Origin of the sequence: Priestia sp. BR_2, from assembly GCF_041954005.1 — a bacterium.
Classification (GTDB): Bacteria; Bacillota; Bacilli; order Paenibacillales; family Paenibacillaceae; genus Paenibacillus_AQ; species Paenibacillus_AQ lautus_A.
Genome location: NZ_JAVFHM010000312.1, coordinates 1 through 15,226, shown reverse-complemented (window position 1 = coordinate 15,226; position 15,226 = coordinate 1). Strand labels below are relative to the sequence as shown.

At 45.6% G+C, this 15,226-nt stretch carries 18 protein-coding genes; 13 read left to right on the top strand and 5 right to left on the bottom strand.

All coding sequences use genetic code 11. The features are described from left to right. The first annotated feature begins 33 nt into the window (after window positions 1-33). Window positions 34-465: an SRPBCC family protein gene (locus tag RB298_RS26675; protein WP_162939091.1), complete on the top strand. Its 432-nt coding sequence runs from the start codon at window positions 34-36 to the stop codon at window positions 463-465. A gap of 158 nt (window positions 466-623) precedes the next feature. Here the strand turns inward: RB298_RS26675 and RB298_RS26670 are convergent, their stop codons facing one another. Beyond that, window positions 624-1,100 carry a MarR family winged helix-turn-helix transcriptional regulator gene (locus RB298_RS26670; RefSeq protein WP_096776278.1) on the bottom strand — a complete coding sequence of 159 codons (477 nt, stop codon included), beginning with the start codon at window positions 1,098-1,100 and terminating at the stop codon, window positions 624-626. Window positions 1,101-1,333: 233 nt separating this feature from the next. Here RB298_RS26670 and RB298_RS26665 point away from each other — a divergent pair, with 233 nt between their 5' ends. The 9 genes from RB298_RS26665 (at window position 1,334) to RB298_RS26625 (ending at window position 9,428) form a co-directional block, all read left to right on the top strand. After that, window positions 1,334-1,606 (top strand): hypothetical protein, encoded by a 273-nt coding sequence (locus RB298_RS26665; RefSeq protein WP_486049377.1) that lies wholly within the window; start codon window positions 1,334-1,336, stop codon window positions 1,604-1,606. Then, the gene (locus tag RB298_RS26660) at window positions 1,587-3,365 is read left to right on the top strand and encodes a multicopper oxidase family protein (protein WP_486049375.1); all 1,779 of its coding nucleotides are present in this window, start codon (window positions 1,587-1,589) and stop codon (window positions 3,363-3,365) included. Before RB298_RS26665 ends, RB298_RS26660 begins: the two co-directional genes overlap by 20 nt. Before the next feature lie 69 nt (window positions 3,366-3,434). Next, window positions 3,435-4,406, top strand: coding sequence for an ATP-binding cassette domain-containing protein (locus RB298_RS26655; protein ID WP_486049373.1), 972 nt, complete (start codon window positions 3,435-3,437; stop codon window positions 4,404-4,406). Further along, window positions 4,403-5,164: an ABC transporter permease gene (locus tag RB298_RS26650; RefSeq protein WP_244235411.1), complete on the top strand. Its 762-nt coding sequence runs from the start codon at window positions 4,403-4,405 to the stop codon at window positions 5,162-5,164. The genes RB298_RS26655 and RB298_RS26650 overlap by 4 nt, the downstream gene beginning before the upstream one ends. Before the next feature lie 144 nt (window positions 5,165-5,308). Beyond that, window positions 5,309-5,911 carry a hypothetical protein gene (locus tag RB298_RS26645; protein WP_486049371.1) on the top strand — a complete coding sequence of 201 codons (603 nt, stop codon included), beginning with the start codon at window positions 5,309-5,311 and terminating at the stop codon, window positions 5,909-5,911. Between the two features lie 23 nt (window positions 5,912-5,934). Beyond that, a complete protein-coding gene (locus RB298_RS26640) occupies window positions 5,935-6,570 on the top strand; it encodes a LysE family translocator (protein ID WP_096776274.1) in 636 nt (211 codons plus the stop codon). A gap of 341 nt (window positions 6,571-6,911) precedes the next feature. Next, window positions 6,912-7,262 carry a VOC family protein gene (locus RB298_RS26635; RefSeq protein ID WP_096776273.1) on the top strand — a complete coding sequence of 117 codons (351 nt, stop codon included), beginning with the start codon at window positions 6,912-6,914 and terminating at the stop codon, window positions 7,260-7,262. A 42-nt stretch (window positions 7,263-7,304) separates the two neighbouring features. Continuing rightward, complete coding sequence (locus RB298_RS26630; RefSeq protein ID WP_486049368.1) at window positions 7,305-8,699, top strand: MDR family MFS transporter; 1,395 nt, start codon at window positions 7,305-7,307, stop codon at window positions 8,697-8,699. Window positions 8,700-8,852: 153 nt separating this feature from the next. Continuing rightward, window positions 8,853-9,428, top strand: coding sequence for a PadR family transcriptional regulator (locus tag RB298_RS26625; protein ID WP_096776271.1), 576 nt, complete (start codon window positions 8,853-8,855; stop codon window positions 9,426-9,428). Window positions 9,429-9,822: 394 nt separating this feature from the next. On the opposite strand, the gene RB298_RS26620 is transcribed toward RB298_RS26625, so the two are convergent. From RB298_RS26620 to RB298_RS26610, 3 genes are all read right to left on the bottom strand, one after another. Further along, window positions 9,823-10,149: a hypothetical protein gene (locus RB298_RS26620; protein WP_369682847.1), complete on the bottom strand. Its 327-nt coding sequence runs from the start codon at window positions 10,147-10,149 to the stop codon at window positions 9,823-9,825. After that, a complete protein-coding gene (locus tag RB298_RS26615) occupies window positions 10,121-10,402 on the bottom strand; it encodes a nucleotidyltransferase domain-containing protein (protein ID WP_486049366.1) in 282 nt (93 codons plus the stop codon). Before RB298_RS26615 ends, RB298_RS26620 begins: the two co-directional genes overlap by 29 nt. A gap of 308 nt (window positions 10,403-10,710) precedes the next feature. Further along, window positions 10,711-11,349 carry a TetR/AcrR family transcriptional regulator gene (locus RB298_RS26610; RefSeq protein ID WP_036659741.1) on the bottom strand — a complete coding sequence of 213 codons (639 nt, stop codon included), beginning with the start codon at window positions 11,347-11,349 and terminating at the stop codon, window positions 10,711-10,713. 181 nt (window positions 11,350-11,530) lie between these two features. Between RB298_RS26610 and RB298_RS26605 the strand changes: the two genes are divergently transcribed. From RB298_RS26605 to RB298_RS26595, 3 genes are all read left to right on the top strand, one after another. Next, complete coding sequence (locus tag RB298_RS26605; RefSeq protein WP_096776269.1) at window positions 11,531-12,289, top strand: SDR family oxidoreductase; 759 nt, start codon at window positions 11,531-11,533, stop codon at window positions 12,287-12,289. Between the two features lie 180 nt (window positions 12,290-12,469). Further along, window positions 12,470-13,420, top strand: a complete 951-nt coding sequence (locus tag RB298_RS26600) for an NADP-dependent oxidoreductase (RefSeq protein ID WP_486049364.1) — start codon at window positions 12,470-12,472, stop codon at window positions 13,418-13,420. A gap of 45 nt (window positions 13,421-13,465) precedes the next feature. After that, window positions 13,466-14,335, top strand: a complete 870-nt coding sequence (locus tag RB298_RS26595) for an SDR family NAD(P)-dependent oxidoreductase (RefSeq protein ID WP_486049362.1) — start codon at window positions 13,466-13,468, stop codon at window positions 14,333-14,335. 300 nt (window positions 14,336-14,635) lie between these two features. Here RB298_RS26595 and RB298_RS26590 read toward each other — a convergent pair. Further along, window positions 14,636-15,226: alpha/beta hydrolase (locus RB298_RS26590; protein WP_486049360.1), on the bottom strand; the 591-nt coding region annotated here is incomplete at its 5' end.

Below are 15,226 nucleotides of genomic sequence, written 5' to 3'. Positions count from 1 at the left end.
TCAACTACATCAAAAACGAAAGGAATAATAATTATGCTTAAATTTGAATATACCGAAATCTATGATTATCCCGCATCTATCGTTTTTTCACGCCTCGTTGATTTAAAGGGGAGACCTTCCTGGATTAAAGGCATTATGGAGACTCGAGTTACTCCTGAAGGACCTGCTCAGTTGGGGACCAAGTATTTTGAAAGTGGAAAATACTCAGGCTTCAAGAGCGAAAAAAACATGATCGTGACCGAGCTTGTTCAGGATCAATTGTTAACGATGGAGACAGTTCCTGATGAAAAACAATCGTTTCGCGAAAGCTATCGTATTGAGCCGATCTCAGATCAATCTTGCCGTGTTCATTTCTCAATTCAAGTTGACAACGTTCCGAAGGTAGCTGAATTTTTCATGCGTCAATCGATGAAGAAAGAGCAGCGGCAAACAGCTGCTGGCTTAAAAGCTGTCCTTGAGGGTTAACATCCATACGGTCTGCTGCAGTGCAAGAGTGGTTTAGGCTTCAGCATAGCATGCTAAGTCTAGGACTAAAATTAGTTCTAAATTTCTAATAGAAATACCTCATCACCCCATTTATCTTAATGATTAAGATAAATGGGGTTGGACTAACGACATCGGCTTTACTGATTCTCTATAGTTGGTTTACGAAGGTCGTCGGTAAGCTTTCGAAGAGATTGACAGGAGAGAATCAAGTAATCGAGTATGGTCTGTAACTCCTCTTGACTGTACTTTGAGTAGAGTTCAAGCATGGCATCGTTTAACGGAGTGAATGCTTTTTTAATCGTATGCAATTGCGAATAGAGCGGCTCGGCATAGACCACTCTGAGATCGTTAGGGTCCTTCGTCCGGCGGATATAGCCCGCTCTTTCTAAGCGATTTAGCACGCTTGTAATAGCACCTGTGGTTAGTCCCGTCCACTCTGCTAGATGTCCTGCAGTGGCTCTTCCTCTGCTTAGAATCAAATCTAAGCACTTATGATCTGTAATGTTAAGGCCAAGATGCCCAGCTATCGCCTGATGAAACATGATAGTTTGAGTGGATAACTGCTTGGAAGCTTCTAAAAGTGACAGATGAAGGTCTGATTGTGTCGGTCGCATAATACATTCCCCTTTAATTTATCTCGATACATAAAGTATAGCATAGAGGATCCATTCACTGAGCGATATACGTTGGGGCAGTCAGAACTAAAAGTTTAAGAACTCTTAATCAGCCTTAAGACCGAGGTAAAGGTAACGACTGATTGATATCATGAAATATATCTTAATAATTAAGATAAATTTCGGGAAAAGAGGGAACCGTCGTGTTCGAATTCCTTATGGGAGTGGAATTTTTGTTATTACTGTTATTAGTGGGTGTCTCAGGGGCTACTGGCTATGCCGCGAATCACCTCAAATATGTTGGAGAGAGTGAATCGAGCTTCCGATTATGGCTAAAAACAGCCAAAGCTGGCGTCTACATCGGTACCGCCCTCATCATGGTTTGGGCACTGGACATCATGATCATTTTCGTAAATTACGGATGGCTATTTATCATGGACCGGGTCTTGAACCTATTGCCTCTGTTACTTGCCAGCGGCAACTGTGTTGATCTTTGCGCTGTCTAACTTATCGAGGGGAACCAATAAAAAGTCTTTACTGTTCTTTATTGTGTCTGTACATGTCATGACTGTGGGAGCAGTACTTGCCTTTTTTTTAGTAACGATAGACATTCCTGCAATTCCTAATACAAAAGATCTTTTGATTTATGGTGGGTTACTGATCATTTCAGCAGGTCTGCTATGGCTTTACCATGGAAGAAGGATAAGGCTTCTGGAAAATCGGCTTCCACGATATAGCATAAGAATCGTAAGAGGAGCTGTATATTTCGTTTTGGTGTTTGTAGTAGCCATAACAGGATTAGTCGTTTCTCAAAAGATGAGTGAATTTCCTGTCAGAATGAATATGGTCCATCACCATACTGCCGATTTTGGGGGTGGAGATTCCAGCTTAGATAAAAATAAAAATCCCCACCATGACGGTCATGATTCCAATTCAGACAATAAGCCGGTTAGTGTTGTGGGGTTGAAAGGACCTCAAACAGACATTCCTGACAAAAAATACATCCTCTACGCAGAGACAAAGAAGATTCGTCTTGCTTCCGGTGAAACCATTGAAGCATGGACGTTTAACGGTCAGAGCCCAGGCCCGGAGCTTGTCGCCAATGAAGGGGATTTGGTGGAAGTAAAATTAGTGAATAAAAATATCGATAATGGAGTTACCATTCATTGGCACGGAGTTGATGTCCCTAATGGTGAGGATGGAGTTGCCGGGATGACGCAGGATGCCGTAATGCCTGGAGAGTCGTATACCTATCGATTTGTTGTAAAAGAGGTGGGAACCCATTGGTACCATTCCCACCAGCAGTCCTCTATCCAAGTGCAAAAGGGGTTATTCGGGGCATTTATCATACATCCATCCAGTCAACATAAAACAAAAACGATGGATACGACGATTGTGGCTCATGATTGGATCACTCCGGACGGCAGGCATATTCCAGCCCTGGATACGGCAGATACATTCCAAAGGAAAATGGTTAATCCGGGAACACCGGTACGTCTCCGTCTCGTAAATGCGGGTAATTTAACTCGTACGTTTTCCTTGAACGGCGTGCCTTTCAAGGTTGTAGCCATCGATGGGTATGAGATGAATGAGCCAGGTACTCTGACGACTAGTTTATTACGAATCGGAGGAGGGGGACGTTACGATATCGAATTCATCATGCCTGACACCGCCGTTACGCTGGGAATGCTAATGGAAGGCGAACCAATAGGAATCGTGTATAGCCCAGACGGACATGGGGAACGAAATGTGCTCGATGAAGGAGAGATTTTAGATATCACGAAATATGGTTCACCGGCACAGGCTCCATTCAATACCTCCACCGAGTTCGACAGAACGTTTACACTGATTCTTGATCAGACCTATTTTGGTGTCTATAACGGTGAGGCAGGACAACAGTGGGTTATTAACGGAAAAACGTTCCCTGATACCCCGACCCTTATGGTCAAGGAGGGGAATCTGGTGAAGACAACATTTGTAAACCGGAGTTTTGCCGATCACCCGATGCACCTTCATGGACACCATGTCCAAGTCATTAGTAAAAATGGAAAACCGATTAGTGGAAGCCCACTTGTCTTAGATACAGTAAATATTGAACCCGGCGAGAAGATTGAAGTTGCTTTCCTGGCAAATAATCCCGGACTATGGATGGATCACTGCCACAATTTGGATCATGCGTTAAGAGGGATGACGATGCATGTGGCTTATGAAAATGTATACACTCCTTTCGCGATAGGAAGTGAAACGGGTAATAGTCCGGAATAGGCTTGATGCTATCGTAAAGCTTGGGTTTTAAAAGAAGCTGAAAAACAAAGAAAGAAGGGGATAAACATTATGTTCAAATTAATAAGTGTTGAAAGTTTAAGTAAGACTTATGTGAGCAAAAAGGAAAAAATTACTGCTGTTGATAATATCAGCTTTACAGTCGATCAAGGAGAAATTTTTGGTTTTCTTGGACCGAGCGGAGCAGGTAAAACCACTACACAAAGAATACTGACAACATTGTTGCCCATTAGTAGCGGAACAGCTTATATAGCTGGATATAATGTGTTAACCGAAGCCAAAAAAGTCCGTGCAAATATAGGTTATGTTAGTCAGCTAGGTGGTGCGGATCCAAACGCCACAGTACGGGAAAATCTGGAGCTAACAGGAAAATTATATGGGCTATCAAATGATGTTACAGTGCAGAGAATGGAACAATTGAGTAAATTGCTAGATTTTCATGAATTACTTCCGCGCTTTGTTCGTACATTGTCTGGTGGGCAAAAACGCCGTGTAGAGATTGCTCAAGGAATTTTACATGAACCCAAAGTTTTATTTCTTGATGAACCAACAACAGGACTTGATCCACAAAACCGCGCTAATTTATGGCAGCACATTAAAAAATTACGTAACAATGGAATGACCATTTTCCTAACGACTCACTATTTAGAAGAAGCGGACGCGTTATGTGACCGTTTAACTATCATAGACCACGGCAATATTATCGCTGAAGGAACACCTACAGAATTAAAGAAAAAGATTTCGAGTGAAGTTGTTTCAATGGAAATGAAACATCTGCAGGACAGCGAAAAAATGAAACTATTTATTAAACAATTAGAACTTGATAAAGTGACCGAAGCAAATATGAAATTTTCCATTTATACTGACATAGGTGAAGAATTAATTACGGATATTATTAACTTCACAAAAGAACATCAGATTGAATTAGCCAATTTATCGTTATCCATGCCTTCCTTAAATGATGTCTTTTTAACATTAACAGGTAAAGAATTACGTGACGGCGGAAAGGAAGAAGAACAATGATGCAGGTTGTACGGGAAACGAATATTTTCTTTGTTCGTAAATTAAAAGAGTCAGCTCGCCAAATGGTTTGGGTAATCTCAGGTTTGATGACTCCCTTGTTATATATCTTATTATTTAGTCCATTATTGAAAAACATTACCCATCCTGCTATGACTACCGCTCAGGTTTTAGATATGTTTGTGCCGGGCATTTTAGTTCTCTTGGCATTTAGTTCTGGAATGGGGGCTGGATGGTCAATGGTTTTTGACCTAAAAAGTGGGATTATTGAACGTTTACGTGTAACCCCAGCCAGTCGGTTCGCTATGTTAATGGGAGGGGTGTTAAAAGATGTCGTAGCGTTCCTTATTCCAGCAATTATCGTTTTAGCAATCTCAAGTTTATTTGGTTATGAAATGCACTGTGTTGGTATTCTATTACAATTATTATTGCTCTCGGTTCTTACGATGATGGTTTCAGCATGGTCTGGAAGTCTGGGTTTACTTTTCCAAGATGTGGGTGGGGTTGCTGCCGTAGTAACAAGTTTACAATTACCGTTAACCTTACTTTCCGGAATTTTATTACCAATGTCATTTGGACCAAAGTGGTTACAAGTACTCGCCCATGTCAATCCGCTATATTATGGAGTAGAAGCATCCAAAAAATTAGCGGAAGGATCAATTATAAACCAATCAGTTTTCGTAGGATTTATTGTCATTGCGGTTATTACGATTATCACATTGATTTGGTCAACTCGCGTTTACAACAAGGCTATTGCATAAGATTTTAATGGAGTGGTAAAGTAATGAATTGAATAATTCTTTCTTCCATTATTTATGTTGAAAGTCATCTTTGGCTTTGCGGTTGACCACGATAGAAAAAACTATAGGAACAATTGGTATGAACGTCAGGAGGCGAGCGAATAAATGATAAAACGTGAAGATCTGCTTGCTCGTCAATTTCAGCTGCAAGCGGAGGCCGCTGCAGTGGCGGAAGAATTGAACCTTATCCAATCGCTAAAAGCAGCCGGCATGCCCGTCAAAGTTGGAAGTGCGGCACTCGGTTTAATGACTTGGAGAGACCTTGATATGACGGTCGTTTGTTCCAAGTTGGACGTTGCTGTAATTTCCGGAATTGCTTCGCTATTGATATTGAATCCCAAGATTCGGCAGATGAAATTTATGAACGATACCGGTAGTTGGAACACCGATCCGGCTTACCCGGACGGGTACTTTATTGGATTGGATTACTTATCTAGAAGCGGGAGCCAGTGGTCACTGGATATTTGGTTCGTTGATGATCCTGAGAAACAACCTGATCTGCGGCATATTCGTACGTTGCCCGGTCGTCTTCATGAAGAGGCGGTTCTCTCTATCCTGCGGATCAAAACTGTCTGGGCATCGAGAGCCGAGTATGGTAAACAGGTAAAAAGCTTTGATATCTATACGGCTGTATTAGATCATAAAGTGAGCACACCCGCTGAATTTGAACAATGGCTGCAAAACCGTAACAACAATATATCATCTTGAATGCTTTTGAAGGGGGAAGCCTGATGCCGGATTTTTCAACTTTACTGGGGTATGTTATCGTTGTCATTCTTCTATTTTTAATTCCAGGACCTGCCGTTCTTCTTACCATTACTCGTACCGTTCAAAACGGGCGAAAAGGAGGCATTATGGCAGGGCTTGGCATCGCAATCGGAGATTTTCTTCACACCATACTTGCTACTGTCGGGCTTTCCACTATACTGATGACCTCTGCTCTAGCTTTCAATATTGTTAAATATGCAGGAGCGGTATACTTACTATATTTAGGAATTCGAGAAATGATGAGTAAGCCATCAGATCCACAACTTCCAAAGGTTAAAACGGCAGGAGCTTTAAAGTCATTCTTTTCGGCAACTGTTGCAGAAGTTCTTAATCCAAAGACAGCGCTGTTTTTTCTGGCTTTTTTGCCTCAATTTGTTCATCACGAACGAGGTCAAGTCACCACGCAGTTTTTGATCCTTGGTGTTGTCTTTGTGATTTTAAGTGCATTGTATACAACCTCAATTGTACTAGGTATCTCTGCGCTCGGAAAACTGGTTAAAGGGAGGACATGGATAAGCCGGTTAAGCCGCCTAAGTGGCAAATTCGTCGGAGCAATTTATATCGGACTAGGCCTAAAGGTTGCATTCCAAAGACAGTAATGATGCAATAACGTCAAGATTGAAGGCCGCCCTTTAGTGATATCGTCAAGTAGACAGTGGAATAAAACAAAATGTCTAAACAGCCTTAGCTCGAGCTTCCCATCGGGCTAAGGCTGTTTTAGTCTAGCATACTTCTCCCATCTTTGAGAAAGGCACATCACGTGCGGCAGGATCGAGGGCGACGCAAGGCTGCCCGGATAGACAGAGCGCCCTTTGAGGGCGTTCTCTTTTTTACGTAGCTCCTCACCATTTTCCCGAAAAATATATCAATAAAATATATTTACTTATTATATTATTTTGATATAATAAAATCGATCAATCGAATAAGGAGGAAATATAAGATGTTCAAAAGCGGCAATGTGACTGTGATGGTAGCGGATATGAAAGAGGCAGTGAAATTTTATACCGAAACCTTGGGATTGGAGCTGCAGCACGGTGACGGGCATTTTGCGCAAATCGCGGCACCTGGATTGACGATCGGTCTCCTGCATCTTGCCGGAGAACAAGGTTCCCTTCCGGAAAAATCGGGCAGCATGACCATAGGGTTTGAGGTGGAGGACATGGAGTCAGCCATCGAAACGCTGAGAACCAGCGGCGTTCAATTCCACGATTCCGTGGAAGGCAAGGAGGCTAATGTCGTGCATTTCAACGATCCTCAAGGCAATACTCTTTACTTGGTTTGCAATCGTTAAGCCAAAGGGCGGCATAAAAAAATGTAAGGAGGCGTTTTTCGCATGGCCTCGAAAACCAAGGTCAACATGGTTGTCGCCGGCCTGCTGGCGGCGATGTTTATTGGCGCGTTGGATGCGACCGTCGTCGCCACCGCTACCCCGCATATGATCAAGGATTTGCACGGCGAGACGCTGTTCAGTTGGGTGTTTGCGGTTTATACGTTGACCACCTGCGTGGCAACCCCCATTTTCGGCAAGCTAGCCGATTTATTCGGGCGCAAACCCGTGTTCGCCGCGGGCATCAGTTTATTCGTGCTCGGTTCCATCTTGTGCGGAGCCGCGCAATCGATGACGGGGCTCATTTGGTTCCGGGCTTTGCAAGGATTTGGCGCCGGGGCGCTTGCGCCCGTGTGCTTTACCGTCATCGGCGATTTGTTCTCGGGTAAGCAGCGCGGCAAAATGATGGGTGTCTTTTCGTCCGTTTGGTCCGTGGCTGGCCTTCTCGGCCCGCTAATCGGAGGTTACTTCGTCGATCAAGTTTCCTGGCGATGGATCTTCTTCATCAACGTGCCGATCGGCATCATCGCCCTGCTGCTGGTGGTCTTATTTTTGCACCAGCCGATCGAACGTCAGGCGAAAAAAATCGATTACCTCGGCGCGATTATGTTTACCATTACTTTCTCCGCGCTGTTGTATGCACTGCTGAGCGGCGGGTCCCGGCTTTCCTGGGATTCCCCGGTGATCGTGGGGCTGTTCGCGGCATCGGCCGTATGTTTTATGTTGTTCCTCTGGATTGAAAAACGGGCGGAGGAACCGATGATCCCGTTATCGATTTTCCGCATCCGCATATTGAACGTCACCAATATCAGCGGATTTCTGACGTTTAGCATTACGACGGGGTTGACGGTGTACTCGCCGATCTGGATTCAATCCGTGCTCGCCAATTCCGCGACAAGCTCGGGCCTGATCACTATGCCGATGTCGCTGGCCTGGCCGCTCGCCTCCAACATCGCCGGCCGACTCATGTACCGGGTCGGGGTGAAGGCATCGATCGTATTCGGCTCTTCGCTGGTCATGGCAGGCTCCCTCTGGCTGATTGCGCTGCAGATGAACTCGCCCTACGTATTTTGGATCGGTATCCTCGTGCTAATCGGACTGGGAATGGGGTTCGTTGCGACGCCCTCCACCCTTGTCGTGCAATCGGTTGTCGGCTGGGAAAAACGCGGCGTCGCCAACGCTTCCAGCATGCTGGCCCGTGCGCTGGGCCAAACGGTCGGCATCGCGGTATTCGGCACGATTTACAACCAGTATGTAACCATAATCGGCTCCAAAACGGAGCTGACTGCCGGAATGCATGCCGTTTTTCTGCTCATGTTGGGGATCGCGATTGCGAACCTGCTCGCCGTATCATTCCTGCCGAAGCACCGCCAAGTGATGGCGCAGCAGCATTCGGCGTAACGGCAGGGTGACAAAGCGAAATACCGGAACCGGCCGCAAACGGATGCGGCCAGGAAAAGCCGCGACTTGCGGCTTTTCTGTTTTTTCAGGCAGCCGTATGTTATACTGTTGTTTGCTTAAAAGCAGTAAAACCTACAAGGGGGGGCCTTTCGTTTGTACGAATTGTTCATACTCGGCGAATTGATGAATAACCCGATGCACGGCTATTTGCTGCATCAAATTTTGAACGGGATCGTTGGTCCTACGCGAAAAGTCAGCTGGGGGGCGATTTATCCGCTGATCCACGGCATGCTTGCGGACGGGCTGATCGAACAGGTTCCCGATGAGCAACCGGAGGGTGCCAAACAAGGAAGAGGAAAAAAAATAAAGACTTACAAACTTACGGACGAAGGCAGAATACGTTTTTTTCGGTTGATGGAAGAACCGATTCCATATTCGCCGGATTACGAGCTGCATTTTTATACGAAACTGAAAAATTTTGAACTGATCAGCAAGGAATTGCAGTTTTTAATTTTGCATCAATACAAAGATTACCTGCGTTATGAAATCCGTCACGAGGAAGAACGGTTGGAATATGCGAGCAAAGACGAACGGATTCCCGGCGGGGAGCAGAAATATATTCAGATCTTTTTCCGGCATCGGCTGGAAAAGCTTCGATTTGATGAAACGTGGGTTATGCAGTTAATCGAGAGCCATCGCGTGGATGGACAAGGGCTTGAGCGGGAGTGAAATTGAAAGGCTTAAGGATAGCAGTTCATTAATAGGATGGGGGGCGATCTAAAAAGGTTGCCCCTTTGTTTATTCCTCACGCGCTTTTATTTTCTGGCTCTTCGGAAAATTTCGTTGAAAGTCATTCAATATAACATAGTGATCTAAAATCGGATTATAAAGTTCCTGTCGATGACTTGTCAGTGATCTACTCGCTATTGAAGGTTATGGAAGGGGCGATGGGCGGCGCCGTGTCGCCTTGCATTTCCGTTTTAGACTGACCCCATTATTTAAACCGACGGCAGTCCTGAACGAGAAAATAAAGTATTAGACTGCCGCTGTGCTGTTGAACTATCGTTTCCCGTTAGTTAGGAGCAGCAACAAGCATTTACGCTATATATTAAAGAAATTTGAGTTAGGCATGACCTTCTGGAAATTGCCGGTTTAGAGAAGATTTCAGCCATGCTTTTTCTTGTGGTAGAAGTGACGGAAGCATCGTTTGGAAATCATTATAATCCTTTTCCCGTACTTGCGAACTACCTGCTTTATGGAGAAGTTGGATTTCAGGTCTTAAATAAGGTATGCCTTCAACAGTTTTCAAACAAATTTGATCAAGTGGTCTTCTGACTGATTTATCTCTCTTATAAGTCCAAAAATTCTCTTCGGTATCAATTATCATAATTTGAAATGCCCAAGGCGTTTCACTACTCTTACTAACCCAAATGTCTTCGGTAGAGTTCAAATACTCTCCATCTTCCCCAAATACCATCCTGAGCCTTGTATAACATCCAATCACGTTTTAAATTCTGATAAGCGATTAATTGCTCATCTCGAGTGATAATAACATCTATATCGCTATGTTCCCTTGTTTGCTTACATAGATGCAAATCTAAAGCCCAACCTCCAGCGATACACCAATGAAGCGGCATGTCAGAAAAAACTTTCTTTATTTCCGGCACAGTTATTGGCATCCAATTACTTATATCCGTCCTCAAATCAGTTCCTCCCATTACATCTATAGTTTTAAGTTTTCTCAATCCTACGCTATCGTCATTCGTTTGCGTAATGGTTCGGCGCACCTCTGAAGAAGGAAGAAATCGAGAAAGCAAAGGAAAAAATGCAAAAAACACCTCCAACAGAAGGTGCTGGCCCAGCCCCAGCTTCTAACTAAAAGAGGATGTAAAGTCGAACATTATAATTTTTATAGAAAGGGATTCCTCAAGGGGGATTCCTTTTTTCTTGACGTCCTTCGACCTATCCTACGTTCAGCGAAACACAACGGAATCGGATATGGATGCTTCGCTTACGAAATGGCTTGCAAAATATGAACGATCTTCCTTTCCATATCGGAGTCGTCAATCATCTTCAGATATTCAGGTTTGAGCAATTGATACTGCTTCATGTAGTAGAAATCCATAATCGCTTGTTTCACAGTGATATCATACTGAATCGAAAATGACGGCTCGATAAAACGTCGCAGAACAGCGTCATCTTGAACCATAAACAACACGGCATTCAATCTGTTGAAAACCTGTTGCTCCATACCGGATTCAAAAAAAGTTTGTAAGCTTTTATTCCGATTTTGCAGGGCAACGGACAGATTCTCAAAATGGTGTGGATAAAATTCCTTCAGATCTTGCAAGAACAAATCAGAGATATACGCGGCACACATCAAAGATTGTAAAAATGTTAATTGAAAACGATCCAAAAAAGAGACGGAATCGTCTTTCACAACGGTGTCAGCCTTCTTCGAATAATCAATGTAATAATCCACGACTTGTTCGATGATGTCGTCTTTGGAGGAAAAATGCTTATAGAGCGTCACTTTGCTGATATCCATATATTTTGCGAGATCGTCGACTTTCAGTTGGCTGAATTTTGTTTTTCTTATAATGGGTTTTATTTTTTCCACATATGTATCTACACTCACAGCTTTTCTCACGGATAAGACCCTCCCTTTGATGCCTATAAAACATATTATAACAAATTTGCTGACCCTTATGTATGAAATTAATTAAATGAACTAATTTAATTAATTTTGTTTACTTATTAAATTTACTGATGTATAATCGCTCCTGTACCTAATCATCCGATTACGGATTATCAAAGGGAGGACGATTTAAATGGAATCATTCAGTAAGGGCAAATTTTCTGGAAAAAAGGTCGTGATCACGGGAGGCAGCAGCGGAATCGGCCTTGCGACGGCGAAATTGCTAGTGGATGAAGGCGCACACGTTCTGATTACCGGACGTACTCAGGCGACGCTGGATGCGGCTCGTGAACAACTCGGAAGCCACGCGATCGCGGTCTTAAGCGATGCCGCCTCATTGAAGGATATCGCCGCATTAGCCGATCGAGTGGAGGTTGAATTTGGAACCGTAGATGCCCTGTTCGTTAACGCCGGTGTCACGGGGTTTGTCCCTTTCGAAGCCATGACAGAAGAAAAGTACGACGAGATACTTACAATCAATGCCAAAGGACCGTACTTTACCGTGCAGAAACTCGCTCCGCTGTTAGGCTCAGGTAGCGGGGTAGTCCTTACCACCTCAATCGTGAACGTAGTGGGTCTCCCAATGCTCAGTGCTTACGCAGCTAGTAAGGCAGCGCTGCGCTCCATGACTCGAGGTCTGGCGCGCGAGTTATTACCTCGAAATATTCGCGTCAACGCAGTCAGTCCCGGCGTTATTGACACAGGCATCATGGAAAAGTCAATGCCTGAAGAAGCTGCCGAACAGACAAAGGCACAGATGAGACAGCAGATTCCAATGCTGCGTTTAGGCGATCCAGTCGAGGTAGCCAAGGCTGTTGCATTTCTAGCATTTGAGGCCACCTATACCACCGGGGCTGAGTTCCCTGTCGATGGAGGCGGCTCCCAGATCTAAGCTCCTCTGTTCTTACATTAGATCTATTAAAGCGAGGGCAGGGGGCATAGGTTCCCCTCATGCCCCCCTGGCTTCTAGTCAACTTTATAGTTAGTTTAGGATTTCTTTGTTTTCCTTGGAAGAACGTTCGAAATCACAGAGAACACGATTTTATCAGAGCAAAATGGAGGGGAGATCACAATGGAGAATACCATGCGGACCATCCGGTTCCACGAATACGGAGAACCAACGGATGTCTTGTGCTTGGATGAGGTGGCGATCCCAGAGCCAGGGCCGGGACGAATTCGCGTGAGAGTACGCGCTTGCGGTTTAAATCCGGTTGACTGGGTGACGTGCCAAGGCCATTTTGCCGGTCAATTGCCCTTGCCTCGCGGAATCGGGCTAGACGTGGCCGGTATTGTAGACGCAATCGGAGAGGGCGTAACCGATGTTGCCATCGGCGATTCCGTTCTGGGTGGGGCAGATTTCATGAATGGATCGAGTGCCGGTGCGTCGGATCAAGCGATTATGTACTACTGGTTCCGTATGCCGGCCGGACTCGACTTTGTTCAAGCTGCAGCGTTGCCAATGGCAGTCGAAACCGCTTACCGTGGCATTGATACTCTTGGGGTGAAATCGGGTCAGACCGTACTCGTGCACGGAGCCGGCACCACGGTAGGGTTCGCCGCCGTTCAAATTGCCCTCATGCGCGGTGCCCACGTGATCGCAACCGCTGGGCCCACCTACGCCGACAAGCTCCGCTCAATGGGAGCGTTGGTGACCTCGTACGGTGATGGAATGGTCGAACGAGTGACCGAACTGGCGAAACAGCCGGTTGACCTCGCCCTGGATACGGCGCCAAACAGCGGTTCATTGAAAGATCTGGTCGAAATCGTCAACGGGCATCCCCAGCATGTTCTAACCGTCAGCGATTTCGCCGCAGCCGCTGAACTTGGCGTTCGCACCAGCTATGGAGAACTACATACCGCACGTTATGACGTTGTCGGCGACTTTGCCGGGTACGCAGCGGACGGCAAGTTCACGATTCCGGTCGCGAAGACTTTCCAACTCGATGAATGGCGTTCAGCTGTTCAAATCAGCCAGAGCGGGAGTGCCCACGGCAAACTGATCCTCCTGCCCGACTCCGACTGATGAGCACATATAACCGATGAAATTCTGAATGAAGGAGGACATGCATTGAGTAAGAACCAACGAGAACATATTGCACTGATTACAGGCGCAAGTAACGGGATCGGATTGGCGTTGACCCGGAAAATGCTGTCGGAGAACTGGCAGGTGGTTGCTTTGAACCGGTCGGATTTTCCGGCGGACGATAGATTCCTTCAAAATCATCTCAAGGACGGACGGCTCCGAGCCTATAAAGTGAAGGATCTCACCGAATATGGCAGCTTGAGGCACTCTTTGGAAGAAATCAAAAGCAAGGAACAGCGGATCGATATTTTGTTTAACAACGCCGGAGGAGGCTTAAGTGAGCTGCGCTATTCGAAACAAGGCCGCGAATTGCATTATGAATTGTTGACGGTCGTTCCTTTTATTGTTCTGATGGAATTGAAGGAGCTGTTGAAGAACGGCAGCTTAAAAACCGTGATTAACACTTCGTCGCAGGTGTTTAGATTTACGAAGGAGTTTACGATCGAAAAATTGGAGCATCCCAAAACCTTCCGCAAAATGTATGGACCCTATGCGACTTCAAAGCTGGCTCTTTCGTTGTGGACCCAAGCCGTCGCACCGCAGCTTGCAAAGGAAGGCATTAAGATCCGCAGCGTTGACCCAGGCATTAACAATACGCTAAGAAAAGGAAAAGATTCCGGACTGACCGCAGGGTTTGAACTGTTTATGAAGTTTTTTTCCTCTCCGCCTACTCATGGAGCCAACCTATTATATGAGGGAGCTCTCGGCAAAAACAGCAATGAGACCGGCGTGTTTCTGTTCAAAGATCGGATTGCGGACTTGAAATTTACAGAACATGCGCAGCGTGTGCTGGAAAAAATCTCCGATATATATAGCCTTGAATATCTTAGAGGGAATGTTCAAGTTAATGGCTGAGTTCCGGAAGTGCAACGCGCCGGTTGGGTTGGAACAGCTGTATTATCTTCAATCGCGAGTGAGGAAGCCGTCATGACCTCCGGACAGATGCCTCAATACGGTGTGACCATATCCATGCCGGGAAACGTTAATTTCATTAAAACACAACGAGGTTGCCGCGGAATAGATCGGGCAACCTCGTTAAACAATTGGACAGCATAGCTCAATATATGTGACATTAACGTGCTGATCAGAAAAAGAGAGTAAGCTCTTTTACAGGCATTGGGCCGGCGGGGGAGCTTACTCTCTTTTTCTAGAGCTTTATTTGGATTCAATTCGACCAATTGAATTTGCCGTGTCAGACAAAGTCTTTTTCACTGCCGACCAGCTGGATTGCTCAATATTGAGTACATGTCGAAGGTAAGCCCATGTAACCTTCTTGATCAGGGCAACTCGTTCTGGGTTATCGTCTGTTGTTTCCTTAACCTCGTAACCAGCGATTCCTCCAAGCGAGTGTTCTGCGCCAAAAAGGGTGAGCAGGCTCTCGGCTCCCGGGCTGAGGAAGTAGGGGTCGGTCATCCAATCCGGCCCTCGAACGGTCAGTTGATACTTGTTAGGAGTGTCGTCCTGATCCCCGACGACCACGAGGGTGGGCTTGGTCATGTGCTCGAAGCTCACGTTCAGATGCGGCATCTTCTCGGCCGCGAACGTTGTCAGGCTGTCCCCACCTTGCCCAGCGGTGGCGAATAGCACGCCTGCGTTGATGCGCGAGTCGCACAGGTCCTCTTCCTTCTTGGTCTCTGGGTTGAGGACGCGCAAACCGAACATGTTACCCGCCGTTTGTCCGCCGAGTGAGTGTCCGGCTGTGACCAAGAGAGCTCGGACTACGCGCCCGCCTACGTCAGTACAGAG

Excerpts from the sequence above, each read along its gene's own strand:
- RB298_RS26675 (WP_162939091.1), top strand. The coding sequence starts at position 34 with ATGCTTAAATTTGAATATACCGAAATCTATGATTATCCCGCATCTATC.
- RB298_RS26670 (WP_096776278.1), bottom strand. The coding sequence starts at position 1,100 with ATGCGACCGACACAATCAGACCTTCATCTGTCACTTTTAGAAGCTTCC.
- RB298_RS26655 (WP_486049373.1), top strand. The coding sequence starts at position 3,435 with ATGTTCAAATTAATAAGTGTTGAAAGTTTAAGTAAGACTTATGTGAGC.
- RB298_RS26650 (WP_244235411.1), top strand. The coding sequence starts at position 4,403 with ATGATGCAGGTTGTACGGGAAACGAATATTTTCTTTGTTCGTAAATTA.
- RB298_RS26645 (WP_486049371.1), top strand. The coding sequence starts at position 5,309 with ATGATAAAACGTGAAGATCTGCTTGCTCGTCAATTTCAGCTGCAAGCG.
- RB298_RS26640 (WP_096776274.1), top strand. The coding sequence starts at position 5,935 with ATGCCGGATTTTTCAACTTTACTGGGGTATGTTATCGTTGTCATTCTT.
- RB298_RS26635 (WP_096776273.1), top strand. The coding sequence starts at position 6,912 with ATGTTCAAAAGCGGCAATGTGACTGTGATGGTAGCGGATATGAAAGAG.
- RB298_RS26630 (WP_486049368.1), top strand. The coding sequence starts at position 7,305 with ATGGCCTCGAAAACCAAGGTCAACATGGTTGTCGCCGGCCTGCTGGCG.
- RB298_RS26605 (WP_096776269.1), top strand. The coding sequence starts at position 11,531 with ATGGAATCATTCAGTAAGGGCAAATTTTCTGGAAAAAAGGTCGTGATC.
- RB298_RS26600 (WP_486049364.1), top strand. The coding sequence starts at position 12,470 with ATGGAGAATACCATGCGGACCATCCGGTTCCACGAATACGGAGAACCA.